Origin of the sequence: Cryobacterium sinapicolor (assembly GCF_004403465.1) — a bacterium.
Classification (GTDB): Bacteria; Actinomycetota; Actinomycetes; order Actinomycetales; family Microbacteriaceae; genus Cryobacterium; species Cryobacterium sinapicolor.
In genome coordinates, this window is record NZ_SOGQ01000026.1 from 1 (window position 1) to 24401 (window position 24401).

Genomic DNA, 24401 nt, shown 5'->3' on the forward strand with positions numbered 1-24401 from the left:
AACAGACGCTGATCGCACTGCCCAGCAAGCGAGCGAAGCTGTAGGCAGGGAGTGCGGCCCGTGGTTCCAGGCCTCTGGTCCCTGGTTTCGACAGGCTCAACCACCGGGGTGGGAGCCTTCGGAGGGCGGCGCACCGGGTCTCGACAGGCTCAACCACCGGGGTGGGAGCCTTCGGGTGGGTGCATCGGGTCTCGGCAGGCTCGAGCACCGGGACGGGAGTCTTCGGGTGGCGGTGCACCGGGTCTCGACGGGCTCGACCACCGGGGTGGGCGGCTTCGGGTGGGTGCATCGGGTCTCGACGGGCTCGACCACCGGGGTGGGCGGCTTCGGGTGGGTGCATCGGGTCTCGACGGGCTCGACCACCGGGGTGGGCGGCTTCGGGTGGGTGCATCGGGTCTCGGCGGGCTCGACCACCGGGGTGGGTCGCCGGGATTCGGCAGGCTCAACCTTCGGGGCATGGGAGCCGTGACAGATCGGGTCGCCGGGTTTCGGCGGGCTCAACCACCGAGGGTCAGGTTGGCGGGCTCAACCGTCGACGGACGCTCGGAAGGCGAGGGCGTGGATCAGGCCACGAGGCGGGCGTGGTCCGTCGAAGGCCCGGGGGTGAAGCGTGGCAGAGTGACCGCCTCGGTGGGTGAAGGTGCCGTCACGGCAGCGCGCTCCGGGGCCGCCCAGACGGTGATCGGGGCGGGAGTGAAGGGGAGTGCGGTGGGCTCGGCGACGACCTCGCCGCGCAGTGCGGCGGTCTCGGTGCGGAGCACAGTGGCTAGGGACCAGGCGATCTGATTCGCCTTCAGGCCGTGGAAGATCACGTCGGTGTCGTCGCTGCTGCGCGGAACCAGCGTCCACTGACCCTGGGCACCCACGAGGCGGGCGATCTGGGTGTGCAGAAGCTCGAAAACCTGCGCGTCACTGAGCTCGGGAACGTGCGGGGGAATGACCGGTGCGACCGGTTCGACGCGACGTCGTCGACCAAACATCGGGAGCCCCTTTCGGCTAACGTTCCCATAATCTTCTCAGTCTGCCGTCCGGTGCGGCACCGCCTCTGCTGACACGCCGACGGATCGGGGAGTCAGCCCTCGATCCGGCGTTCGTCGGCGTCCTGGATGACGGTTCCGATGGCGACGGCTGCGCTGAGCAGCCAGCCGATCCACATCAGCGCCAGTCGCCAGTCTCGCGGACCGGTGCGCGTGGCGCTCAGAATGTTCCAACCGCCGGCGAGCACGCCGATGATTGCACTGCTGAAAATGAACTTTCGCATGAAGACCTCCGCGCCTAACGCTACCGGGAAGTTGCCCGGCTGCGCGTTACCCGACAATCTGACCGATCGGACAGACTCTGACCGATCGGTCAGCTAGCCTTATCGGGTGACTCCCGAGCCCGTACTGCCCCAGCCCCCGCACAACCGCCAAAGCGCCAGTGTGGAACTGCGGGCGACAGCGTTGGAACAGTTCGCCTCGGTCGGTTTCGCCGGCACCTCGCTGCAGCAGATCGCCGACGCCGCCGGCTACTCCAAGTCGAGCGTGCTCTACCACTTCGCTTCCAAGGAAGCGCTCCTCGACGAGGTGCTCACTCCCGCGGTCGACCGGCTGGAGGCCATACTCGAACGGTTCCTCGCCACCGAGGAGAGTGCCCTCTCCCGGAGCCGGTTCGTGAACGACTTCATCGACTTCATCCTCGAATTCCGCCTTGAGCTGCACACCTTCATCAACCAGTCCCAGTCGCTGCGCGGCATCCCGGTGATCGACCGGGCCGGTGTTCTGATCGTGCGCCTGTCCGACACGCTCTGCCACGGCGATGCCAGCACGGAAGACCGCATCCGTTTCGGCATCGCCCTTGGCGGCGCCGCCTACACCCTGGTGGCCGGCATGACCTTCCTCGGCGAGGAGATCGCCCCGGAGGAGGAGATCCGCCCTGCGCTCCTGTCCGTCATCACCGAGTTGCTCGCCCCCGTCACCGTTCGCACCACCCCGTCCCGGAAGTAGCACCCATGGCAACCCTCCTCTATCGAATCGGCCACTTCGCCTACCGGCGCGCGGGGCTGGTGCTTGGCATCTGGGCCATCTTGCTGGTCGGGATCCTCGGCGTCGGGGTTGCCCTCGGCGGCCAGACCCAGGAGTCCTACGCGATTCCCGGCACGGAATCACAGGACACCATCGACAAGCTCGGCGCGGTGTTCCCCCAGGCGGCCGGCGCCGCGGTGCAGGTGGTCTACTCGACCCCGGACGGAGCATCCGTCACTGACGAGCCCTATCGCACGGCCATCGTCGACATGGCGGCCGAGCTCGCGGACGTCGCCGGCGTCGACTCGGTGCTCACGCCCTATGACGAATTTGCATCGGGCGCGATCTCGGAGGACTCGGAGAGCGCGTTCAGCCAGGTGCAGCTGTCCGGCCTGTCGACCGACGTCACCGAGGAAACCCTCGCCGCGGTGACCGGTACGCGGGACATCGCCGAGGCGGCCGGTCTCGAGGTCGCGTTCGGCGGCCAGGTCTTCGCGGACAACACCTTCGGCATCACCGTCTCCGAAGTGCTGGGCCTCATCTTCGCCGGCGTGGTGCTGGTGATCACCTTCGGATCGCTCGTGTCCGCCGGGATGCCGCTGTTGATGGCCCTGATCGGCGTTGGAGTCGCCATTGGCGGCATCACCGTGATCTCCGCGTTCGTGCCGGTCTCGAGCACGGCCCCCATGCTCGCCCTGATGCTCGGGCTCGCCGTCGGCATCGACTACGCGCTCTTCATCCTGTCGCGGCACCGAACACAGCTCGCCAACGGCGCCGAACCGCACGACTCGGCGGCCACGGCCGTGGCCACCGCCGGCAGTGCCGTCGTCTTCGCCGGGATCACAGTGATCATCGCCCTGCTCGGGCTGCTCGTGGTGGGAATCCCGTTCCTCAGCGTGATGGGGCTGGGCGCGGCCTTCGCCGTGCTGATCTCGATCTTCGTGGCGGTCACGCTCCTCCCCGCCGTACTCGGCCTCGCCAAGGGACGTCTCACCCCGAAGACCGAAAGCCGCGCGCACCGCCGGGCCACCCGGCCCGACACCGGCCGGCCCACCCTGGGCCACCGCTGGGTGAACCTCGTGCTCAAGGCGCCCGTCGTGGCCGTGCTCCTCGTCGTCGGCGTGCTCGGCACGCTGGCGGTCCCGGCGCTCAGCCTCGACCTCAACCTGCCCGACGGGGCGTCCGAACCGGAAGGTTCGACGCAGCGCGAGGCGTTCACCATGCTCGAGGAGGGTTTCGGGCCCGGCTACAACGGACCACTGATCGTCGTCGTCGACATTACCCAGACGACGGACATCTTCGGTGACCTGGATACCATCGGCGCGGCCCTCCGCACCCTGCCCGACGTCGCCTTCGTCGGCAAGGGGACCCCGAACCCGACCGTCGACACCGCCATCATCCAGGTCATGCCCGACAGCGCACCGAACGCGCCTGAGACCAAGGCGCTCGTGCAGGCCATCCGTGATCTCGCCCCCTCGATCGACAACGACCTGGGCACGCCCATCGCCGTGACCGGCGCGACCGCCGTGGGGATCGACATCTCCAACCGCCTCAGCAACGCGCTCGTGCCGTTCGCCCTGATCGTGGTGGGGCTCTCGATCATCCTGCTGACCATGGTGTTCCGCTCGATCTTCGTGCCGATCAAGGCGGCACTCGGATTCCTCCTGTCGGTGGCCGCGTCGATCGGCGCGACCGTGGCGATCTTCCAGTGGGGCTGGTTCTCCGAGTTGCTCGGGGTGGAGACCCCCGGGCCGATCCTGAGCTTCCTGCCCATCCTGCTGATGGCCGTGCTCTTCGGCTTGGCCATGGACTACGAGGTGTTCCTCGTCTCCGGCATGCGGGAGGAGTTCGTGAAAACCGGCCTGGCCCGTGAATCCATCGTGCACGGGTTCTCCCACGCCGCCCGGGTGGTCACGGCCGCCGCCCTGATCATGTTCTTCGTCTTCTTCGCGTTTGTGCCCGAGGGCACAGGGGCGATCAAGGGCATCGCCTTCGCACTGGCCGTCGGAGTCTTCCTCGACGCGTTCCTGGTGCGGATGACGCTGGTCCCGGCCGCGATGGCCCTCGCCGGCGACGCCGCCTGGTGGCTGCCGCGCTGGCTCTCCCGCATCCTTCCCAACGTCGACATCGAGGGTGAGGGTCTGCGTCAGCACCTGGCCGACAAAGAGTGGGCCACCAGCCAAACGCACGCCATCACCGCCGAGGGGGCCGTCTTCGGACTGCCGGAGAGCCCCTTCGGGCCGCTGAACCTCGCCATCGACGCCGGCACGGTGGTGGTACTGACCGGTTCCGCCACACATCGCCGCGTCGTCGCCGCAACGCTCGCCGGCCGGCTCGACCCGGTGTTCGGCCGCATCCAGGTCACGGGTTCCCCGTTGCCGTCCGAGCGCAGCCGCGCCCTCCGCGCGGTGGCACTCGCCGACGTGGGCGACAGCCGCGATAACGGGCTCACCGTGGGGGAGTTGCTGGCCGAACGGCTGGACCTGGCGCATCCGTGGTACCGCGCCGCGTCGCGACGCTCCCAGCTCGCCGACTGGCTCACACGACTCAACGGCGCACTCGGCACCACGTCGAGCGGTCGTGCCTCCGGCCCGATCGTCGCCGGCACGACCGTGTCGTCACTCTCGGCCCTGGGCCGCGCCACGGTGCTCGTGGCGGCGGCGCTCACCGAGACTCCGGGAGTCGTCATCGTGGACCTGGGCGAGGGGCTGCCGGTCGACCCGGCGGGACGCGATCTCGTGCAGGTGCTGGCGACCCTCGCTCCGGCGTCGACCACCCTGATCCTCGGTGCCGCCTCCTTCTCCGAGGCCACCCCGGTCTACCGTGGCGCCCGCCCGCTGCAGACTCTCGACCTTGATTCCCTTGACCGAAAGGCACTGAAGCGATGAGCACCAGGCTTGAGAAACTGTTCAGCCGCACGCCCGGGCAACGCCGAGGGGCTTTCGGGGCCCTGCTGGCGGGCCTGATCGTGGTGCCGCTCGCCGTGGCCGGCCTCTTCGCCGCGGCCCTTGCCACCGCCGACCAGCGCGTGGACACGCTGCCGGCGATCGTCGTCAACAACGACGAGATTGTCACCTCCACCCTGCCCGACGGCACTGAGCAGCCGGTGCTCGCCGGCCGCATGCTGGTGACCGAACTCACCAAGCCGTCCGGCGACGGGTCCAACGCCACCGGATTCGCCTGGACCATCTCCAACTCCACGGATGCCGCGGCCGCCCTGGCTTCCGGTGACGCCTACGCGGTGCTCACGATCCCGGAGGACTTCTCGGCGTCGGTGACCTCGCTGGGCGGGGCGACTCCCACTCAGGCCGACCTCGGCATCCGTACCGATGACGCGCACTCGTTCCTGGCCGGATCGGTGGCCCAATCGGTGGGCACCGCCATGTCGGGCGTCTTCGGTCGCGAGATCACCTCGCAGTACCTGAACGGGCTCTACACGAACCTGGCGGTGCTGGGCGAGTCCCTGACCCAGGCGGCGGATGGCGCCGCGCAGGTTTCGACCGGGGTCACCGGGGTGGCCACCGGCCTCGAGTCGCTGGCCGGCGGAACGGCCGCCGCGGCATCCGGCGCCTCGTCGGCCGCGACCGGCGCCGCATCCTTCTCCTCCGGCGTGACCGAGTACACCCAGGGCGTCACCGGACTGAGCGACGGCCTGACCCGGCTTCAAGCGGGCGCGGCCGGACTGGCCCCGCTTGCGACCGGCCTGCCGGCCTACGCGGCCGGGGTGCAGGACAGCGCCGACGGATTTCGGCAGCTGAACGCCCTCATGCAGAGCGACTCGCGGGTCGCCGACTACGCGCCGGCCCTGCAGCAGCTCCAGGGTGGACTCGACGCCCTTGCAGCGCAGAGCCCCGGCATCGGCCAGGCTGGGCCCGGCATCGAGGGTGTGCTCGGTGGTCTCTCCCAAAGCGCCGACGGTGCGAGCCAACTCGCCGCCGGGGGCGGCGACCTGCGCGGCGGCGCCAGTGACCTCGCCGCCGGGGTCGCCGGCGTCTCCACCGGCCTCTCGCAGCTGGCCACCGGCACAACGGATGCCGCCGCGGGCGCGCGCCTGCTCGAATCGGGAGCGGCCGAACTCGCCGGGGGACTGCAGGAAGGCGCGGACAGTGCGGCCCCGCTCACCGATACCGACCCGGAGGCGACCGCCGCGGTCGTTTCCGAACCGGTCGGCATCACCGTGGAGCGTGACAACGCCTTCGCGTCGATCGGCCCGGTCATCGGCATGGTCTTCGTGCCGATCGGCCTGTGGATCGGCGCCCTGGCCATCTTCCTGGTGATGAAGCCGCTATCCGCGATCGCGCTGGCGTCGACCGCGTCGACCGGCGGCCTCGTGGTCCGCAGCCTCGGCCGCGCGTTCGGCATCGCCGCGGCGCAGGCCGTGGTCGTAGTGCTGCTGCTGCACAGCACGCTCGGCGTCTCGTGGTCGATTCTGCCGTCGACCCTGGCCTTCGCGGTGTTCCTCGCGTTTGTGTTCGCGGCCCTGCACCACTTCCTCACGGCGGCCTTCGGCCGGGTCGGGATCGTGGTCTCCCTGGTGCTGCTCGCGTTGCAGCTCACCGCGGTGGGCGGGCTCTACCCCATCGAGCTGGTGTCCGCACCGTTCCAGATGATCAGCCCGTTCCTGCCGCTGACCTGGGCGGTGCAGGGGATGCAGGCCATCGTCTCCGGGGGAGGCACCAGCGCCGGCGGGCCGGCGGCCATCCTGGTGATCTTCGCCGTGGTGAGCGTTCTGGCCTCATATGGGACCGTCGCCAGCCGGCGCGGCGCCCGGTCGTTCGGGCTGGCGCAGGCTCGCAGCTGACGCGGACGCGACCGGAACGAACCCGCCCCGACCGCATTCGACGGGGATCGTGTCTCTCCTGAAATAACCGTGGGTGAGGCGCGGCCGGGCTCGCTTCTGGGGCCAACTCAGGACATCCGCCGCCCGGGTCGCCCGGCTGCCGCGGAGCAGTGCGGAACCAGTGCGGATTCCCGGCGCGGCCCGGCTGGATCTCCTGAGTTAGCCACGACACCCGCTGGACTCGCGGCAGCGATTCCGCGGATCGGGCATCCACCACGCCCTCCGCTCGGCCCCGCGACGAACCGGGTCAGTGGCGAACCGGGTCAGGGGCGAACCGGGTCAGGGGCGCACCGGGTCAGGGGGTGGTCGGGGCCTGGCCGATGCTCAGCCAGGCGTCGGTTCCGCCGCGAGCGCGAGCGCCGTGGCCCTGGTCGGCGGCGCGGGCGCTCTTCATCGCCTGAAGCTGGCGGTCGACATCCGCTCTGGTCGCACCATCCGACAGCTGCCGCTCGAGGTCCGCGTCGGGCGCGGCCGTGACGTCGCTCAGGGCGCCGCTGGACAGCAGCTCGTCGGTGGCGGCGGCCCGTGCCTGCATCTGGGCGACCCGGTCCTTCGCCCGGTCGAGGTCGGTGCCGACCGTGCCCATCTGCGAGCCGATACCCGCTGCGGCTTCGTTCGCCTTGACCCGAGCCTCGGAGGCGGCGTAGGTGGCCTTGATCGTCTCCTTCTCGGTGCGGAAGGCCGCGATCCGCTCGGCGAGGCGCCGCTCGTTGTCCTGCAGCTGCGCCTGCTGTTGCGCCAACGCGAGGTACTGGTTGCGGATCGCGGCGACCTGACCCTCCAGGAGTGAGCGGCGTTCCAAGGCCGTGCGGGCCAGGTCCTCCCTGCCCTGGTTCAGAGCCTCCTGGGCCTGGTCGGCGAGGCGCTGGTAACGACCGCCCATTTCCTGGCCCTGCAGCTCGATCCGCTTCTTTGCCGTCGCGACCTCGGCCAGCCCCAGCCGAACCTGCTGGAGCATCTTCACCTGCTGCTCATAGCTGTCGTCGAGGGCCTCGCGGGGGTCCTCCAGCTGAGTCAGCGCGCGGTTGGACTTGCTGCGAAGGATGACGCGCAGGCGCGAACTGAAACTCATGATTCATTCTTTCTGCCGAGACGATCCATGGACATCGGTCGACGCGGAATGGTCAACCCGTCGGGCCGGTTGCGGTCGCCGTTGCGGTCGCCGCTGAGGGGGTCGCCGTTGAGACCGCGCAACTCATCGACGCCGGCTCTGAGTGCGGCCACCTCCTGGTCGACGTCTGTGTGCAGCGTGGTGAGGGAATCATCGGTGAGGTCCCCGAGACCGGTGGCGACGGTGGAACGTAGTCGGCGCACCAGACCGGCCACCTGGTCGACGCGGCGGCGGGCCACCGACAGCTCCTCGGCGAGCACGGCGCGATCGGTTTCGCTGGTCAGCAGCCGCAACTGGGATTGCAGCGTCACGCCTTCACCGGCAATGCGCCGGAAGAGTCGCGGAAGTTCACCGAGCGGGCCCTGACTGCTCCGGGCCAGCCCGACGGCCGCCTGCCCGCTATCGAGGGATTCCTGCAGTCGCAACTGCAGCTTCAGAACCTCGTGTTGCGGGCCCCAGCTGAGGCGGGTGCGAGAACGCAGCACCGCTCCGGACAGCGCCCGGCTGCGGCGAATGCGCTTGTACAGCGTTCGCACCAGAACGAAGAATGAGACGAAGACAACGAGGCTGATGGTCGCGAAGACGATCAGCACCCAGCTCAACAGAAAACTCAGGTCCATGGGTCCGCCTTTGATCGAACAAGAATCGGGGAGTCGCGTCACAAGACGACACGATCCAACGGCCAAAATACGCTCGTTACCTTTGAGTTGTCACCATGCCGCGCCGGAGGTGACCGAAAGGCCCGCCCGGCAAGCCTTTCCGACCCGCTGGTAGCCTTGGGAGTCCAGCAAGGCGGGCGCGCTCTGCACCAGCCGGAACGGACGATACCATTACCTCTTCAGCTGACCCCCTGGCATCCGCCGCCCCGAACCCCACCTACTCGTTGGTCGTGGTCTCCAACCGTCTCCCGGTCGAGATTGAGGTCGACGACGACGGGACCGAGGGCTGGCGTACCTCGCCCGGCGGCCTGGTCACCGCCCTCGAGCCCATGATGCGCAGCTCCGACGGAGCCTGGGTCGGGTGGCCCGGCATCGCCGACCGCACGTTCGAGCCGTTCGAGAACGACGGCATCTCCATCGTCCCGGTGCGGCTCAGCGAATCGGAGCTGGAGGAGTACTACGAGGGCTTCTCCAACGACACCATCTGGCCGCTGTACCACGACGTGATCGCCCCGCCGCGCTACCACCGCGAATGGTGGGAGGCCTACGTGCGGGTGAACCGGCGCTTCGCCGAAGCCGCCGCAGCCGCCGCTGCCCCCGGGGCCACGGTGTGGGTGCACGACTACCAGTTGCAGCTGGTGCCACGGATGCTGCGCGACGCGCGCCCCGACCTCGTGATCGGCTTTTTCAACCACATTCCCTTCCCGCCGTACGGGATCTACGCCCAGTTGCCCTGGCGCAAGCAGATCCTCGACGGTCTGCTCGGCGCCGACCTGATCGGCTTCCAGCGCCTCGCGGACGCAGGCAACTTCTCCCGCGCCGTGCGCCGCCTCTACGGCTACCCGACCCGCGGCGTCGCCATCGACGTTCCTGCCCCCGAGGGCACGCACCGCCGGGTGATCGCCAAGCACTTCCCGATCTCCATCGACGCGGCCGCCTACGAGGAACTGGCGCGGCGCCCCGAGATCCAGGAACGCGCCCGCCAGATCCGGGAAGACCTCGGCAACCCCAAGACGATCATGCTGGGCGTGGACCGGCTCGACTACACCAAGGGCATCGCCCACCGCATCAAGGCATACGGCGAGTTGCTCGCCGACGGCAGGCTGAGCGTGGAAGACGTTACCCTGGTGCAGGTGGCCAGCCCCTCCCGGGAACGCGTCGGCCCCTACATCGCCCTGCGCGACGAGATCGAACTGGCCGTCGGCCGCCTCAACGGCGACTTCTCCACCATCAGCCACACAGCCATCAGCTACCACCACCACGGCTACCCGCGCGAGGAAATGGTGGCGCTCTACCTCGCCGCCGACGTGATGCTGGTCACCGCGCTACGCGACGGCATGAACCTCGTCGCCAAGGAATACGTGGCCGTGCGCTTCGACCGGGACGGCGTGTTGGTGCTGAGCGAGTTCGCCGGCGCCGCCGACGAGCTCAAACAGGCCGTGCTGATCAACCCGCACGACATCGACGGCGTGAAGGCCGCCATCCTCCGGGCCATCGCGATGCCGCGACAGGAACGGCTGCGACGGATGCGCGCGCTCCGCCGCAAGGTCTTCGACAACGATGTCGCCGCCTGGTCCTCCTCTTTCCTCCGCACCCTGACCGAAGGAGCCGCCGTGCGTCCCGGGATCCCCGACACCCTGACCGGCGCGCTGAAGGATCTCAGCCGGGCCGACAACATCCTGGTGGCCCTCGACTTCGACGGGACCCTCGCCCCTCACGTCGACAAGCCCGAAGACGCGCGCGCCGTGGCCGGCACCCGGGAGGCCGTGCAGCGACTGCTCGACCTGGACGGCGTGCGGGTCGCGTTCGTCTCCGGCCGGGCCCTGGTCAGCCTGCAGCATGTGTCGCAGCCGCAGACCGGCGTGCTCCTCACCGGCTCGCACGGGATCGAGGTGCAGCTGGACACTCCCGAGATCGAGCTCGACCTCGTCACCGCGGAACTCGAGCAGCTGGACGCCCTGGCCGAGGTGCTGGAGCGCATCTCCGGCAGCGTCGATGGAACCTGGATCGAACGCAAACCGGCCGGCCTCGCCCTGCACACCCGGCTGGCGACGCAACGGAACGCGGCGGCCGCGCAGAAGGCCGCGCGTGAGGAACTGGGCGAGCTGCTGCCCGGCCTGACCGTGCGGGACGGCAAGGATGTGATCGAGTTCGCGGTGCGCTCCAGCACCAAGGGCGACGCCCTCGAGCGGCTGCGCCGGCACACGGGCGCCGACCTGGTCTTCTACGCCGGTGACGACACCACCGACGAGGACGCCTTCGCCGTGCTGCGGCCCGGCGACGTCGGCCTCAAGATCGGGGCCGGCGACTCGCTCGCCGGCTACCGCGTGCGCGGCCCGGAAGACGTGCCGCTGGTGCTGGGCCTCATCGCCGACCAGCGTGCGGCCGTCGCGGCCGAGCGGGACGCCGCCGCCGGAGCGTGAGCCCCGGGCGACGGTCCGTGCTCAGCGGACGTTCTAGACTCAGTGCATGACTGAGATCGACATGAAGCCGCGCAGCCGCGACGTCACCGACGGAATCGAAGCCACCACCTCGCGTGGGATGCTCCGGGCCGTCGGTATGGGAGACGCCGACTGGGACAAACCCCAGATTGGCATCGCCAGTTCGTGGAACGAGATCACGCCCTGCAACCTCTCCCTGGACCGCCTCGCGCAGGCCGCCAAGGAAGGCGTGCACGGCGGCGGCGGCTACCCACTGCAGTTCGGCACCATCTCGGTCTCTGACGGCATCTCGATGGGCCACGAGGGCATGCACTTCTCCCTCGTCTCCCGTGAGGTCATCGCCGACTCGGTCGAGGTCGTCATGCAGGCCGAGCGCCTCGACGGCTCCGTGCTGCTGGCCGGCTGCGACAAGTCGCTCCCCGGCATGCTGATGGCCGCGGCCCGCCTCGACCTGGCCAGCGTCTTCCTCTACGCCGGGTCGATCGCCCCCGGCTGGGTCAAGCTCTCCGACGGCACCGAAAAAGACATCACCATCATCGACTCCTTCGAGGCGGTCGGCGCCGTCAAGGCCGGGCGGATGTCCGCGGCCGACGCCAAGCGCATCGAGTGCGCCTTCGCCCCCGGCGAGGGTGCCTGCGGCGGCATGTACACCGCCAACACCATGGCCAGTGTGGCTGAGGCCCTCGGCATGAGCCTGCCCGGCTCCGCGTCCCCGGCCTCAGCCGACCGCCGTCGGGACTACTACGCGCGCCGCTCCGGCGAGGCCGTCGTCAACCTGCTGCGCCTCGGGATCACGGCCCGGGACATCCTCACCCGCAAGGCCTTCGAGAACGCGATCGCGGTGGCGATGGCGTTCGGCGGCTCCACCAACGTGGTGCTGCACCTGCTCGCCATCGCGAACGAGGCCGAGGTCGAGCTCACCCTCGACGACTTCAACCGCATCGGCGACAAGGTGCCTCACATCGGTGACCTCAAGCCGTTCGGCAAGTACGTCATGAACGACGTCGACCGTCACGGCGGCGTGCCGGCCGTGATGCGAGCACTGCTCGAGGCCGGCCTCATCCACGGCGACGCACTCACCGTGACCGGCAAGACCGTCGCCGAGAACCTCGCCGAGATCGACCCGCCCGAGCTCGACGGCACGGTGCTGCGCACCCTCGACAACCCCATCCACGCCAGCGGCGGAATCACCATCCTCAAGGGCTCGATCGCCCCCGAGGGAGCCGTCGTCAAGACCGCCGGCTTCGACTCCGACATCTTCGAGGGACCCGCGCGCGTGTTCGAACGCGAGCGCGCCGCCATGGATGCGCTCACCGCGGGCGAGATCCGGAAGGGCGACGTCGTCGTCATCCGCTACGAGGGTCCGAAGGGCGGGCCCGGAATGCGGGAGATGCTCTCGATCACCGCCGCCATCAAGGGCGCCGGGCTCGGCGCCGATGTACTACTCTTAACGGACGGTCGATTCTCAGGCGGCACAACCGGACTGTGCATCGGCCATATAGCACCCGAAGCGGTGGACGCAGGTCCAATCGCCTTCGTGCGCGATGGTGATCTGATACGGGTCGATATCGCAGCTCGCACGCTCGACCTACTGGTCGACCCTGATGAGCTGGCCGCCCGGAGTGTTGGCTGGGCACCTCTGCCTCCGCGCTACACCCGGGGCGTTCTCGCAAAGTACTCGAAGCTCGTCCAGTCTGCGGCCGTCGGCGCCGTCACGGGCTAGCACTCACCATTCGTCATCGAACTAGGGAACTGATCACATGACCGCGGAAACTCCCGTGCCATCGCCATCACCCTCGCCTGCCGCATCCGCTGCGGCACCTGATTCAGGCACACCGGAAATCCTCACGGGTTCCGGCGCGATCATCCGCTCGCTGGAACTGTTGGGTGTCACCGACGTCTTCGGCCTGCCGGGCGGCGCCGTCATCCCGCTCTACGACGAGCTGATGAGCCAGACCGCCATCCGGCACATCCTGGTGCGGCACGAGCAGGGCGCCGGGCACGCCGCGGAGGGCTACGCCTCGGCGAGCAACCGCGTCGGGGTGGCCATCGCCACCTCCGGTCCCGGCGCCACCAACCTGGTCACGGCCATCGCCGACGCCTACATGGACTCGGTGCCGATCCTCTGCATCACCGGCCAGGTCTTCTCGACCCTGATGGGCACGGATGCCTTCCAGGAGGCCGACATCGTCGGCATCACCATGCCGATCACGAAGCACTCCTTCCTGGTCAAGCGCCCCGAGGACATCCCGGCGGCCATCGCCTCGGCGCACTTGATCGCCTCCACAGGTCGGCCCGGCCCGGTGCTGGTGGACATCACCAAGGACGCCCAGCAGAAGAGCGCACCGTTCATCTGGCCGCCCAAGCTCGACCTGCCCGGCTATCGACCGGTCACCAAACCCCACGGCAAGCAGGTGCAGGCCGCGGCCCAGCTGCTCGCCGAGGCCAAGAAGCCCGTCCTCTACGTGGGTGGCGGCGTCATCCGTGCCCGCGCGTCGGAAGAACTTCTCACCTTCGCCGAACTGAGCAAGACGCCCGTCGTCACCACGCTGATGGCGCGTGGCGCGTTCCCTGACTCGCACGACCAGCACCTGGGCATGCCCGGCATGCACGGAACCGTCTCCGCAGTGCTCGCATTGCAGGAGGCAGACCTCATCATCGCGCTCGGCTCCCGCTTCGACGATCGGGTCACCGGCAAGGTCTCCGAGTTCGCGCCGCACGCCACGATCGTGCACGTCGACATCGACCCCGCGGAGATCGGTAAGATCCGCGCCGCCGACGTGCCCATCGTCGGTGACGCGAAGGAGGTCATCGCCGACCTGACCGTCGCCTACGCGGCCGCGATCACCACGACGACGCCCGACGTCAGCGTCTGGTGGACCTACCTCAAGGGTCTGCGCGACGAGTTCCCGCTGGGCTACTCCGAGCCGACCGACGGCCTGATGAGCCCGCAGTTCGTGATCCAGCGCATCGGCGAGCTGACCGGGCCGGAAGCCGTCTACGCGGCCGGCGTCGGCCAGCACCAGATGTGGGCGGCCCAGTTCATCAAGTACGAGCGCCCCAACTCCTGGCTCAACTCCGGGGGAGCAGGCACGATGGGCTACTCCATCCCCGCCGCGATGGGTGCCAAGGTCGCCGAGCCCGACCGCGTGGTCTGGTCGATCGACGGCGACGGATGCTTCCAGATGACCAACCAGGAGCTGGCCACCTGCACCATCAACAACATCCCGATCAAGGTCGCCATCATCAACAACTCCTCGCTGGGTATGGTGCGCCAGTGGCAGACCCTGTTCTACGACGGACGGCACTCCTTCACCGATCTGCACACCGGGCACGGCTCCGCCATGGTGCCGGACTTCGTGAAGCTGTCCGAGGCCTACGGCGCCCTCGCCATCCGGGTCACCAGCCCCGACCAGGTCGACGACGCCATCAAGCTGGCGCTGGCCACCAACGACCGACCGGTGGTGATCGACTTCATCGTGAGCCGTGACGCCATGGTCTGGCCAATGGTCCCGCAGGGCGTCAGCAACAGCTATGTGCAGTACGCCAAGGATCACGCACCGACCTGGGAAGAGGAATAACCCGTGAGCACCCACGTTCTCAGCCTCCTCGTCGAGGACAAGCCGGGCCTGCTCACGCGGGTCGCCGGACTCTTCGCCCGGCGCGGCTTCAACATCGAGAGCCTCGCGGTCGGCCACACCGAGGTGCCGGGCCTCTCCCGCATCACGATCCTCGTCGACGTCGAAGACGCGCCGCTGGAACAGGTGACCAAGCAGCTGAACAAGCTGATCAACGTCATCAAGATCGTCGAACTCGACCCGGCCCAGTCGGTCCAGCGCGAACATCTGCTCGTCAAGGTGCGAGCCGACAACACGACCCGGTCAATGGTGCTCGAAGCCGTGACCCTGTTCCGCGCCCGCGTCGTCGACGTGTCCGTCGACGCCGTCGTCATCGAGGTCACCGGCGACTCCGGCAAGACACAGGCTCTGCTGCGCGTGCTCGAGCCCTACGGGATCAAGGAAATCGCCCAGTCCGGTCTGCTCGCCATCGGCCGCGGGTCGAAATCGATCAGCGAGCGCATCTTCAAGAACTAACCGGTCTCGACCAACTCGACCACCGGGATCCCGGTGGTCGAGCCTGTCGAGACACGACCACCGACGACAACAACAAGGAGAACATTTACTCGTGTCTGAGATTTACTACGACAAAGACGCCGACCTCTCGATCATCCAGGGCAAGAAGGTGGCCGTCATCGGCTACGGCTCGCAGGGCCACGCCCACGCACAGAACCTGCGCGACTCGGGTGTCGAGGTCGTCATCGGCCTCAAGGACGGTTCGAAGTCCAAGGCCAAGGCCGAAGAAGCCGGCTTCACCGTTCTCAGCACCGCCGAGGCATCCGCCTGGGCCGACGTCATCGTCATCCTGGCGCCCGACCAGGTGCAGCGTCACCTGTTCGCCGACGACGTGCTGCCGAACCTCGCCGCGGGCAAGGCCCTCGTCTTCGGACACGGCTTCAACATCCGTTTCGGCTACATCAAGGCCCCCGAGGGCATCGACGTCGTCATGGTCGCGCCCAAGGGACCGGGCCACACCGTGCGCCGCGAATACGAGGCCGGCCGCGGCGTTCCCGTGATCGTCGCCGTGGAGAAGGATGCGTCGGGCGCCGCCTGGCCGCTCACCCTCAGCTACGCCAAGGCGATCGGTGGCCTGCGCGCCGCCGGCATCAAGACCACGTTCACCGAAGAGACCGAAACGGACCTGTTCGGCGAGCAGGCCGTGCTCTGCGGCGGCGCGTCACAGCTGATCCAGTACGGCTTCGAGGTTCTCACCGAGGCCGGCTACCAGCCGCAGGTCGCCTACTTCGAGGTGCTGCACGAGCTCAAGCTCATCGTCGACCTGATGTGGGAGGGCGGCATCGCCAAGCAGCGTTGGAGCGTCTCCGACACCGCCGAGTACGGCGACTACGTCTCCGGCCCGCGCGTCATCGACGCCCACGTGAAGGAGAACATGAAGGCCGTTCTCGCCGACATCCAGAACGGCGCCTTCGCGGCCCGCTTCATCGCGGACCAGGACGCCGGAGCACCGGAGTTCCTCGCACTGCGCAAGAAGGGCGAAGAGCACCCGATCGAAGCCACCGGTCGCGAGCTGCGCAAGCTGTTCGCCTGGAACGCCTCCGCCGATGACGACTACACCGACGGTGAAGCCGCGCGCTAACACCCAAGCGCGCATCCACAGCGGGGCCAATCCACTCGATTGGCCCCGTTGTCGCGTTAAAAGGCTGCTTGAGCGGAGGATAAGTGCGGAGTGCTTGCCGCTGCAGGTGCCGCTGTCTAGCATTGTTCCCAGCGGATGAACCCGGCCGCATTCACGTCTTCCCGCGCGGCCAACAGACATCGACGATGACAATCGCAGGTGGTATTCCATGGGCAAGCAGGCTTCCAGGCAGCAGGGCAGGCATCCTCAGTCCGACAACGAGGTGCACGACCTGCAGAGGCATATTTCCGGTCGTGTGATCACCGTCGGCGATCCGGGTTACGACGAGGCCCGACGGGTCTGGAACGGCATGGTCGACCGGCGCCCGGTCGCGGTCGTGCGGGCTGCCGATGCGGGCGACATCGGCCCGGCGGTGCAGTTCGCGCGCACCCGCGGCCTCCCGCTTGCGGTGCGGGGCGGCGGCCACAACGTGGCCGGCAACGGCACGGTCGACGGCGGTCTCGTGCTCGACCTGGGCGGGCTGAGGGCGGTCGAGGTGAATCACCGCACCAATACCGTGCGCGCCCAGCCCGGTGCCACCCTCGCCGATCTCGACCGGGCCACCGAGCCCTACGGTCTGGCGGTACCGGTCGGAGTCGTCTCCGGAACCGGGGTGGCCGGATTGACCCTGGGCGGCGGGGTCGGCTGGCTGACCCGCGCCCACGGTCTCACCGTCGACAACCTGGTCGGGGCCGAGCTCGTGACCGCGGCGGGAGAACTGGTGGTGGCGAGCGACGGCGAGAATGCCGAGCTGCTCTGGGGGCTGCGTGGAGGCGGCGGCAACTTCGGGGTGGTGTCCACGTTCACCTTCCGGGCGCATCCGCTGCCCGCGAGGGTGCTCTCCGGCAACCTCGTCTACGGTCGGGCCCGCTGGCCGGAGGCTCTGCGCGCCTTCGACGCCTGGACGTGCGACCTGCCGGACGAACTGACCTCGATCATCAGCTTCATGGTGCCGTCGCCCGACTGGGAACTGGGGGACGACCCGCTGATGCTGTTCGGTTTCGCCTGGGCGTCACTGGACCAGGCGGCGGGCGAGGAGGTCGTGGACCGACTGCGCCGGGCGGCGCCGCCCGACGTCGAGGACGTCGAGCGGGCCCGCTGGACCGACTGGCAGTCGGCCGTCGACGACCTCTTCCCGAAGGGCGTGCGCGGGTACTGGAAGAACACGTCCTTCGACCGGCTCGATGACGACGTGATCGAGGTCATCACACGCCGGGCGGCCGAACAGACCTGGCGGGGGACGGGATTCGACATCCACCACATGGGCGGAGCGGTCGCTCGGGTCGACGAGAACACCACCCCGTTCCCAAACCGGGCGGCGCGGTTTTGGCTGAACATCTACGGCTTCTGGCCCGATGCCGCCGACGACGAGGCCCGGATCGCGTTCGTGCGCGGATTCGCCGCGGAGATGGAGCCGTTCGCCTCGGGTGGCCAGTACCTGAACTTCCTTGGGGCGGAACCGGACCTGGACCCGGCTGCCGCCGCCCTCGCCGTCTTCGGACCCGCGAAACTCGAGCGCCTCAGCGCCCTCAAACGAGCCTGGGACCCGGACAACTTCTTCCGACTGAACCACAACATCCCGCCGACCCTGCCGCAGGCCTTCGGGTGAGCCTTCGGCCGGAAACCGTGCATTGGTGGCGCGCACCCGGAAAGGCGGGCAGGGGTGACGGCCGCGCAGGCTATTCGACCCACGCCGACGCGGTGCAGGCAATGGACCTCCGAAGAACCCTCCCGGAACACGAGGTGAACAGGCAACAGAAGCGCACAGCGCCGCGAATCTGCACCCCCAGACTGGGGGCATGAGTCCTTTCAATAGACGAGATCTGCTGCGATCCGCCGGCGTCATAGCCTTTGCCGGTGCTGCTGCAAGCGCTGGTCAGGCCACGCCCGCCCAAGCCGCTGGTTCCGCGGTGGTCCCTGACTTCCGGTACGGGGTCGCTTCCGGAGACCCTCTGCCGGACAGGGTGCTGATCTGGACCCGGGTCACCCCGATGCCCGATGCGCTGCCCGGCTCGGGGCTCGGCCCTGCTGTCACGGTGGACTGGGAAGTGTCCGAGAGCTCCGGATTCTTGCGAGCCGGTGCACACGATCGATGTGGCACCCACAGTCGGCGCGCTATTCGGGCTGGCCGCGCCGACGGGCGGCTATGACGGTACCCGGAGGGCCGGGGCGTTTCGGTTCTGACGGTTGACACCGGCATCGGGGGGGCCGCGGGCCCTCCGGTGAGAACCGTCTTTCCGGCGGGCTTTCCGGCGGGCTTTCAGAGGATCGCCGGGCAGTGGCCGCGGATGTAGTCGGCGACCTGCTCCGGTGTGAAATAGGCGAGATGGCCGGCGCCCGGAACACTGTCTGCCTGCCGGGGATCGTCGGTGCCCGGCCGCCGGCGCAGGCAGGTCAGCTCCGCCACGATCTCCCGGAAGACCGGCGGCGACTCGGTGCCGGCGCAGAACCGGATGTCGGCCTCGGAGGCGGCCAATTCCTCGGGCCGTACGGTCTCGTTCGTGCGCTGCAGGTCGTCCCGGATCAGGTTCTCGGCCAGGGCGGCGCCGCGCTCGGCATACCAGTCGAGCCCTGCCGGGGCATCGAGCAGGTCCGAGGTTCGGTCGCCGGGTGCTGAATTCCGTTCGGTTGACTGCGCGGCTACGTGCGACAGGAGCGTCATGGCGCCGGCCCAGTCACCTGGGTGGGCTACCAGGTGCATCCGCACGGCGTCGTTGACCTGGGCCAGCAGGGTGGCCCCCGTCGCGGTGCGCCGAAAATACCCTGGTTCGTAGGCGAGCACCTGGCGCACGAGCGACGGATGCCGCAGCGCAAGCTGCAGCGCCACGATCCCGCCGGCGCTCGCGCCGAAGACCGCGGAAGGCGCGAGACCCAGCAGCTGGAGCAACACCGCAGCGTCGTCGGCGTGCCGAGCCGAATCACACGGCCAGCCCTCGCGGCTGCTGCGCCCGGTGCCGCGGGGATCCCACGTCACCACGGTGAACTCGGTCAGGCGCTCGGCGATCGGCCGGAACATCTCGGCGTCGTCGCTGGCGGCGCCGATGATGAGCAGCGACGGACCGGCGCCGCGCAGCTCGGCGTACAGCCGGCATCCGTTCACGTCGTACCAGCCGACGCGCGGTTTCTTCGCGCCGGGAAGGGCGAAGGGATTGCCGAGGGACTCCGCATCCGTCATCAAAAAAGTCTACGGGAGTACCGTTGGCCGTGCCGGGCGAATGCCCGGTTCATCTCGACGAAGGAGTCAGCGATGAAGGCACTGGTGTTTCACGGTCCCGGCAAGAAAGCGTGGGAAGACGTGCCTGACCCGAAGATCGTCAGGTCGGCCGATGCGATCGTGCGCGTGGACACGACCACCATCTGCGGCACAGACCTGCACATCCTCAAGGGCGACGTGCCGGCCGTGCAGGCGGGCCGCATCCTCGGTCACGAGGCCGTGGGCACGATCGTGGAGGTCGGCACGGCCGTGCAGACCCTCGCGGTGGGCGACCGGGTCATCGTCTCCTGCATCAAGAGCTGCGGGCACTGCGCGAATTGCCGGACCGGGCTGTACTCGCACTGCCTGGGCGACGAGGGGGCGTCCGGAACCGGCTGGATCTTCGGCCACCTCATCGACGGCACCCAGGCCGAGTACGTGCGGGTTCCCTACGCGGAGAACTCACTGCACCTGCTGCCCGCCGGGATCACCGACGAGGAGGCCGTCATGCTCTCCGACATCCTGCCGACCGGGTTCGAAATGGGCGTGCAGTACGGCCGGGTCAAACCGGGCGATGTGGTGGCCGTGATCGGCGCCGGGCCGGTCGGCCTCGCCGCCATTGCCACGGCCGGGCTGTGCGGCGCCGGCACGGTCATCGCCATCGACACCGACGTGAACCGGTTGGAGCAGGCCCGCCTGTTCGGGGCGACGGATGCCGTCGTCTCCGGCAGCCCCGACTGGAAGCAGCAGGTGCTGGCGTTGACCGACGGAGCGGGCGTCGACGTCGCCATCGAGGCGGTCGGAATCCCGGCGACCTTCGACATGGCGATCGAGGTGGTGCGCCCCGGCGGCAACGTGGCCAACGTCGGCGTGCACGGGAAACCGGTCGAACTGCACCTGGAGCACCTATGGATCCAGAACATCAACATCAGCATGGGGCTGGTCAACACCAACACCACACCCATGCTGCTGAAGCTCGTGGCGCAGAAGAAGATCCCCGCCGACAGGCTGGCCACGCACCGGTTCCGGCTCGATCAGATCCTGGAGGCGTACGACACCTTCTCCCGGGCCGCGGAAACGAAGGCGCTGAAGGTCGTGATGAACCGGTGACGATCCGGATGGCGTAACTGTTGCTCGGTCGGACATCTGTGGCCGGTACGCCGGCAACATTCGTCCGATTTGGCGACAGTCACGCTGCCCGGCGCGGCCACCCTTTCCGCGGCGGATCGGTACGCTGAGCAGATGACTTCTGGATATTCCGACGGTGACGACCGGGACGACGCCCTGGGCTGGGCCGGCGACGACGATCCGACGCTCGTCTCCGGCGACGCGACGGCCGCGGCTGCTCGGCCGGTCGAGCCCGCTTCCGGGGCGCTCGTTCCGACCGCCGACGGCTTCGCGACCGCCTCCAGCGCGAAGGCAGATCCCGCGGCGGATGCCGGCGCCGGTCCCGGCGAACCGCCGGAGGGATGGACCGTGACCGGCCCGGCATCCGCCGTCGAGGCCCAGGCCGCTGCCGACGCCGCCGCCGCCCGGACGGCCACGAGTTCGCTGGCACTCGTCTCCCTGGGCATCTTCGGCGGAATCTACCTGCTCTACACGATCGGCTGGTTCATCGGCGCGGGCCGCATCCAGACCCCGCCCAGCGATGTGTTGACCGAGTTCATGTTCTCCCTCGGACTCTGGCTGGCCGTGGCCGCGCCCGCGCTCTGGTTCGCGGTGACGTTCTGGCTGACCAAGACGCATCCCCGAGCCCGGATCGGCTGGTTGCTCCTCGGCGCCGTGCTGCTCGCCCCGCTCTCCTTCATCTCCGGACCGGGGGTCATCGCATGACCGATTCACCTGTGACCACGCCCGCGGCTGCTCCCTCACGGCGGCGGCGCACCCCGCGTTGGCTGTCGACGGGCATCGCGATCCTGTTCGGCCTCTTGTACGCCTATGACATCTGGGAGGGCATCGGCAACCTCGTCGGTCTGAACGGCCAGGCCCAGCTTCTCGACACCCAACTGAGCGGATTCGGCATCTTCGTTCTCCTCGTCGGCGTGCTCGGCCCGCTCCTCGTGTTCGTACTCGCCGCGTGGATCGGGCGCTCCCGTGGACCTGCCGCCCTGGCGGCCCTGTTCCTGGCCGGCCTCGGCCTGAATGCCGTGATCGCCGCCAACATCTTCACCCTCGGCGCGGGCAGTCTGCTCGTCTAGCGGTTAGAGGATCGCCACGACGATCAGCCCCATCAGCACCACTTGCCCGGCCAGCCGCGGCACGAGGGGGATCGCGGCCACGCCGAAACGGTCCGGGTAGTGGGCGGCGAAGGCGTTGGCGGGGAAGACGGCCGCCAGGAACACGATCAGGCAGACGCCGGCCGTCACAATCGTGGGTGGGTAGAGCAACCCGAGCCCGCCTGCGATCTCGCAGACCCCGGTGAGGATGACCAGGTTGGCGGGGCGCAAGATCCCGGTCGTGCGCAGGCGCGGCGGGATCATCGCACTCATCGTGCGTGCTACCACCGGCACGAAATGCGTGATGCCGGCACCGATGAAGATCACCGCCAGCACGAGGCGCAAGGCGAACTGGAGGTCGGGGTACGTCACGCTGCTCATGGCTCTATTCTCCAGCCGATAGAGTGTTTTCATATCTGGCGCCCCACGGTCGCGGCGCAAGCCATGTTTTTCTGCTGCTATCGGAGGATCCGTTTTCGTGTCAAAACCTGTTGTCCTTATCGCCGAAGAATTATCGCCTGCCACCGTCGACGCCCTCGGGCCCGACTTCGAGGTTCGCTCCGTAGACGGCACCGACCGGGTCGCTCTGCTTCTTGAGCTGGCCACGGCGCACGCCGTGCTGGTGCGCTCCGCCACCAAGGTGGATGCCGAGGCCATCGCCGCAGCACCGCTGCTCAAGGTCATCGCGCGCGCGGGAGTCGGCCTCGACAACGTCGACATCAAGGCGGCCACGGCCGCGGGCGTCATGGTCGTCAATGCCCCGACCTCCAACATCATCTCCGCAGCAGAACTGACCGTCGGGCACATCATCAGCCTGGCCCGTCACATCCCGGCCGCCCACGGCGCCCTGGCTCAGGGGCAGTGGAAACGCTCCAAGTACACCGGCGTCGAGCTCTACGAAAAGACCATCGGCATCATCGGCCTCGGGCGCATCGGCGCGCTGATAGCGGCACGGATGCAGGCCTTCGGCACGAATATCATCGCGTACGACCCCTACATCACCTCCGCCCGCGCCCAGCAGCTCGGCGTGGTGCCGGTCAGCCTCGACGAGCTCCTCGCGCAGTCCGACTTCATCACGATCCACATGCCCAAGACACCCGAGACGAACGGCATGATCGGCGCCGAGCAGTTCAAGCTGATGAAGCCCACCGCGTTCGTCGTGAACGTGGCCCGCGGCGGCCTCATCAACGAGGACGACCTCTACGACGCCCTCACCGCCGGCACGATCGCCGGCGCCGGCCTCGACGTGTTCGTCAGCGAGCCGCCGACCGGGTCGAAGCTGCTCGGGCTCGACAACATCATCACCACGCCCCACCTCGGCGCGTCCACGGACGAGGCCCAGGAAAAGGCCGGCGTCTCGGTCGCCAAGTCGGTGCGCCTCGCCCTGTCCGGGGAACTCGTGCCCGACGCGGTCAACGTCGCCGGCGGCGTTATCGACCCGTACGTGCGCCCCGGAATCCCGCTGGTGGAAAAGCTCGGCCAGGTCTTCTCCGGTCTCGGCGCCCACAGCCCGTTGACCAGCGTTGACGTGGAGGTTCGCGGCGAGCTCGCCGAGTACGACGTGAGCGTGCTCCGGCTCGCAGCGCTCAAGGGCATCTTCACCAATGTCGTCAGCGAGACCGTGTCCTACGTCAACGCGCCGCTGCTCGCCGAGCAGCGCGGCGTCGCCGTGCGCATGATCACCGACAAGGAGTCACCGGAGTACCGCAACGTCATCACGCTGCGCGGCGCCCTGGCCGACGGCTCGCAGGTCTCGGTGTCCGGCACCCTGACCGGCACCAAGCAGATTGAGAAGATCGTCGAGATCAACGGCTACGACGTCGAGGTTCCGTTCGACGGCCACCTGATCGTGATGCTCTACACGGACCGTCCGGGAATCGTGGCCGTCTACGGCCGCGAGTTCGGCGACGCCCAGATCAACATCGCCGGCATGCAGATCGCCCGGCACGAGGCCGGCGGCAAGGCTCTCAGCGTGCTGACGGTCGACTCGCCCGTTCCGGCGAGCCTGTTGACCAAGGTGCGCGATGCGATCTCGGCCGAGGCCATGATCGAAATCTCCATCACGGAATAGCGGTCCCCTCGGTCATTCGACCGATCACCGCGAGCAACCGGTCCAGCCTCGTCGTCGAGGTGTCGTCGACGGCAGGCTGACCGGGGCTCGCGAGGGTGGATTCGTAGTACAGTCCGTCACTGACGAGCATGATCACCTCGGCCACGTCCGGGTCTCCCACCGCCTCCTCGATGACGCTCAGCCACTGGCGCCGAGTTGAGGCCAGGGCCGCATTAGCCTGTGGATGTGCCCCCTGCGCCAGTCTGACGGCCGCACCGATCGCCTGGTCGAGCACCGTTCCCTCGCTCATCGAGGTGCGGATCAGGTAGTCGACCGCTCCGGCCGGGGCGGCTCGAATCTGCTCGACATCGTCTGCGACGAGCCTGTCGAGCCGGGCCAGGAGGCCCTCGACAAGCGCGTCCTTCGACCCGAAGTGGTAGAGCAGGCCGCCCTTGGACAGTCCGGCCGCCGCCGCTACCGCCTCGAGGGTGGTCGCCCGCTCACCCTGGTCGATCAGGAGGTGCGCGAAGGCATCCAGGAGGCGATCACGCGTGGGGGAGAGGCGTGGCACATGCCCGGCCAGGGTCGCGGTTTCAGAACTCATGATGCTACTATACCGTCTAGACGGTTTACTA

21 protein-coding genes are annotated in these 24401 nt (G+C 68.6%); 14 read left to right on the forward strand and 7 right to left on the reverse strand.

Annotation, left to right across the window (positions count from 1 at the left end):
- Positions 1-563: 563 nt before the first annotated feature.
- The gene (locus E3T28_RS05510; RefSeq protein ID WP_134428723.1) at positions 564-980 is read right to left on the reverse strand and encodes a hypothetical protein; all 417 of its coding nucleotides are present in this window, start codon (positions 978-980) and stop codon (positions 564-566) included.
- Positions 981-1072: 92 nt separating this feature from the next.
- On the reverse strand, positions 1073-1261 hold the full coding sequence (locus tag E3T28_RS05515; RefSeq protein WP_134428724.1) for a hypothetical protein: 189 nt from the start codon (positions 1259-1261) through the stop codon (positions 1073-1075).
- A 106-nt stretch (positions 1262-1367) separates the two neighbouring features.
- Here E3T28_RS05515 and E3T28_RS05520 point away from each other — a divergent pair, with 106 nt between their 5' ends.
- The 3 genes from E3T28_RS05520 to E3T28_RS05530 are packed head-to-tail and all read left to right on the forward strand — an operon-like array spanning position 1368 to position 6804.
- Positions 1368-1985 (forward strand): TetR/AcrR family transcriptional regulator, encoded by a 618-nt coding sequence (locus E3T28_RS05520; protein ID WP_241979181.1) that lies wholly within the window; start codon positions 1368-1370, stop codon positions 1983-1985.
- Positions 1986-1990: 5 nt separating this feature from the next.
- Entirely contained in the window at positions 1991-4891 is a 2901-nt protein-coding gene (locus tag E3T28_RS05525) for an MMPL family transporter (RefSeq protein ID WP_134428725.1), read from the forward strand.
- Positions 4888-6804: a YhgE/Pip family protein gene (locus tag E3T28_RS05530; protein WP_134428726.1), complete on the forward strand. Its 1917-nt coding sequence runs from the start codon at positions 4888-4890 to the stop codon at positions 6802-6804. Before E3T28_RS05525 ends, E3T28_RS05530 begins: the two co-directional genes overlap by 4 nt.
- A gap of 334 nt (positions 6805-7138) precedes the next feature.
- Here E3T28_RS05530 and E3T28_RS05535 read toward each other — a convergent pair whose 3' ends face one another.
- Together E3T28_RS05535 and E3T28_RS05540 are read right to left on the reverse strand one after the other, a co-directional pair.
- Positions 7139-7915, reverse strand: a complete 777-nt coding sequence (locus tag E3T28_RS05535; protein WP_134428727.1) for a PspA/IM30 family protein — start codon at positions 7913-7915, stop codon at positions 7139-7141.
- Positions 7912-8574, reverse strand: coding sequence for a hypothetical protein (locus E3T28_RS05540; protein WP_134428728.1), 663 nt, complete (start codon positions 8572-8574; stop codon positions 7912-7914). Before E3T28_RS05540 ends, E3T28_RS05535 begins: the two co-directional genes overlap by 4 nt.
- A 269-nt stretch (positions 8575-8843) precedes the next feature.
- Here E3T28_RS05540 and E3T28_RS05545 point away from each other — a divergent pair, with 269 nt between their 5' ends.
- From E3T28_RS05545 to E3T28_RS17295, 7 genes are all read left to right on the forward strand, one after another.
- Positions 8844-11036 (forward strand): bifunctional alpha,alpha-trehalose-phosphate synthase (UDP-forming)/trehalose-phosphatase, encoded by a 2193-nt coding sequence (locus E3T28_RS05545; protein WP_241979182.1) that lies wholly within the window; start codon positions 8844-8846, stop codon positions 11034-11036.
- A 46-nt stretch (positions 11037-11082) separates the two neighbouring features.
- Complete coding sequence (gene ilvD, locus E3T28_RS05550; RefSeq protein WP_134428730.1) at positions 11083-12777, forward strand: dihydroxy-acid dehydratase; 1695 nt, start codon at positions 11083-11085, stop codon at positions 12775-12777.
- A gap of 37 nt (positions 12778-12814) precedes the next feature.
- Positions 12815-14635 carry an acetolactate synthase large subunit gene (locus tag E3T28_RS05555; RefSeq protein ID WP_134428731.1) on the forward strand — a complete coding sequence of 607 codons (1821 nt, stop codon included), beginning with the start codon at positions 12815-12817 and terminating at the stop codon, positions 14633-14635.
- A 3-nt stretch (positions 14636-14638) separates the two neighbouring features.
- Complete coding sequence (gene ilvN, locus E3T28_RS05560) at positions 14639-15148, forward strand: acetolactate synthase small subunit (RefSeq protein ID WP_134428732.1); 510 nt, start codon at positions 14639-14641, stop codon at positions 15146-15148.
- A 43-nt stretch (positions 15149-15191) separates the two neighbouring features.
- A complete protein-coding gene (gene ilvC, locus E3T28_RS05565; RefSeq protein WP_134428733.1) occupies positions 15192-16268 on the forward strand; it encodes a ketol-acid reductoisomerase in 1077 nt (358 codons plus the stop codon).
- 208 nt (positions 16269-16476) lie between these two features.
- Entirely contained in the window at positions 16477-17916 is a 1440-nt protein-coding gene (locus E3T28_RS05570; RefSeq protein ID WP_134428734.1) for an FAD-binding oxidoreductase, read from the forward strand.
- A 382-nt stretch (positions 17917-18298) separates the two neighbouring features.
- Complete coding sequence (locus E3T28_RS17295; protein ID WP_241979187.1) at positions 18299-18457, forward strand: hypothetical protein; 159 nt, start codon at positions 18299-18301, stop codon at positions 18455-18457.
- A gap of 110 nt (positions 18458-18567) precedes the next feature.
- On the opposite strand, the gene E3T28_RS05580 is transcribed toward E3T28_RS17295, so the two are convergent.
- Positions 18568-19482, reverse strand: coding sequence for an alpha/beta fold hydrolase (locus E3T28_RS05580; RefSeq protein WP_134428736.1), 915 nt, complete (start codon positions 19480-19482; stop codon positions 18568-18570).
- A gap of 72 nt (positions 19483-19554) precedes the next feature.
- On the opposite strand from E3T28_RS05580, the gene E3T28_RS05585 reads away from it, so the two are divergent.
- The 3 genes from E3T28_RS05585 (at position 19555) to E3T28_RS05595 (ending at position 21698) form a co-directional block, all read left to right on the forward strand.
- Positions 19555-20610, forward strand: a complete 1056-nt coding sequence (locus E3T28_RS05585) for a zinc-dependent alcohol dehydrogenase family protein (protein WP_134428737.1) — start codon at positions 19555-19557, stop codon at positions 20608-20610.
- A gap of 132 nt (positions 20611-20742) precedes the next feature.
- Positions 20743-21333: a hypothetical protein gene (locus tag E3T28_RS05590; protein WP_134428738.1), complete on the forward strand. Its 591-nt coding sequence runs from the start codon at positions 20743-20745 to the stop codon at positions 21331-21333.
- Positions 21330-21698, forward strand: a complete 369-nt coding sequence (locus E3T28_RS05595) for a hypothetical protein (RefSeq protein WP_134428739.1) — start codon at positions 21330-21332, stop codon at positions 21696-21698. The genes E3T28_RS05590 and E3T28_RS05595 overlap by 4 nt, the downstream gene beginning before the upstream one ends.
- 3 nt (positions 21699-21701) lie before the next feature.
- Here E3T28_RS05595 and E3T28_RS05600 read toward each other — a convergent pair whose 3' ends face one another.
- Positions 21702-22097, reverse strand: coding sequence for a DoxX family protein (locus E3T28_RS05600; protein ID WP_134428740.1), 396 nt, complete (start codon positions 22095-22097; stop codon positions 21702-21704).
- Positions 22098-22194: 97 nt separating this feature from the next.
- Between E3T28_RS05600 and serA the strand changes: the two genes are divergently transcribed.
- The gene (gene serA, locus E3T28_RS05605) at positions 22195-23787 is read left to right on the forward strand and encodes a phosphoglycerate dehydrogenase (protein ID WP_134428741.1); all 1593 of its coding nucleotides are present in this window, start codon (positions 22195-22197) and stop codon (positions 23785-23787) included.
- On the opposite strand, the gene E3T28_RS05610 is transcribed toward serA, so the two are convergent.
- A complete protein-coding gene (locus E3T28_RS05610; protein ID WP_134428742.1) occupies positions 23777-24370 on the reverse strand; it encodes a TetR/AcrR family transcriptional regulator in 594 nt (197 codons plus the stop codon). The two genes, serA and E3T28_RS05610, sit on opposite strands and share 11 nt — an antisense overlap.
- Between the last annotated feature and the right edge of the window lie 31 nt (positions 24371-24401).

Bases quoted from the DNA above. Each gene is read 5' to 3' on its own strand.
- E3T28_RS05510 (WP_134428723.1), bottom strand. From the start codon at position 980: ATGTTTGGTCGACGACGTCGCGTCGAACCGGTCGCACCGGTCATTCCC.
- E3T28_RS05515 (WP_134428724.1), bottom strand. From the start codon at position 1,261: ATGCGAAAGTTCATTTTCAGCAGTGCAATCATCGGCGTGCTCGCCGGC.
- E3T28_RS05525 (WP_134428725.1), top strand. From the start codon at position 1,991: ATGGCAACCCTCCTCTATCGAATCGGCCACTTCGCCTACCGGCGCGCG.
- E3T28_RS05530 (WP_134428726.1), top strand. From the start codon at position 4,888: ATGAGCACCAGGCTTGAGAAACTGTTCAGCCGCACGCCCGGGCAACGC.
- E3T28_RS05535 (WP_134428727.1), bottom strand. From the start codon at position 7,915: ATGAGTTTCAGTTCGCGCCTGCGCGTCATCCTTCGCAGCAAGTCCAAC.
- E3T28_RS05540 (WP_134428728.1), bottom strand. From the start codon at position 8,574: ATGGACCTGAGTTTTCTGTTGAGCTGGGTGCTGATCGTCTTCGCGACC.
- ilvD (WP_134428730.1), top strand. From the start codon at position 11,083: ATGACTGAGATCGACATGAAGCCGCGCAGCCGCGACGTCACCGACGGA.
- E3T28_RS05555 (WP_134428731.1), top strand. From the start codon at position 12,815: ATGACCGCGGAAACTCCCGTGCCATCGCCATCACCCTCGCCTGCCGCA.
- E3T28_RS05570 (WP_134428734.1), top strand. From the start codon at position 16,477: ATGGGCAAGCAGGCTTCCAGGCAGCAGGGCAGGCATCCTCAGTCCGAC.
- E3T28_RS17295 (WP_241979187.1), top strand. From the start codon at position 18,299: ATGCCCGATGCGCTGCCCGGCTCGGGGCTCGGCCCTGCTGTCACGGTG.
- E3T28_RS05580 (WP_134428736.1), bottom strand. From the start codon at position 19,482: ATGACGGATGCGGAGTCCCTCGGCAATCCCTTCGCCCTTCCCGGCGCG.
- E3T28_RS05585 (WP_134428737.1), top strand. From the start codon at position 19,555: ATGAAGGCACTGGTGTTTCACGGTCCCGGCAAGAAAGCGTGGGAAGAC.
- E3T28_RS05590 (WP_134428738.1), top strand. From the start codon at position 20,743: ATGACTTCTGGATATTCCGACGGTGACGACCGGGACGACGCCCTGGGC.
- E3T28_RS05595 (WP_134428739.1), top strand. From the start codon at position 21,330: ATGACCGATTCACCTGTGACCACGCCCGCGGCTGCTCCCTCACGGCGG.
- E3T28_RS05600 (WP_134428740.1), bottom strand. From the start codon at position 22,097: ATGAGCAGCGTGACGTACCCCGACCTCCAGTTCGCCTTGCGCCTCGTG.
- E3T28_RS05610 (WP_134428742.1), bottom strand. From the start codon at position 24,370: ATGAGTTCTGAAACCGCGACCCTGGCCGGGCATGTGCCACGCCTCTCC.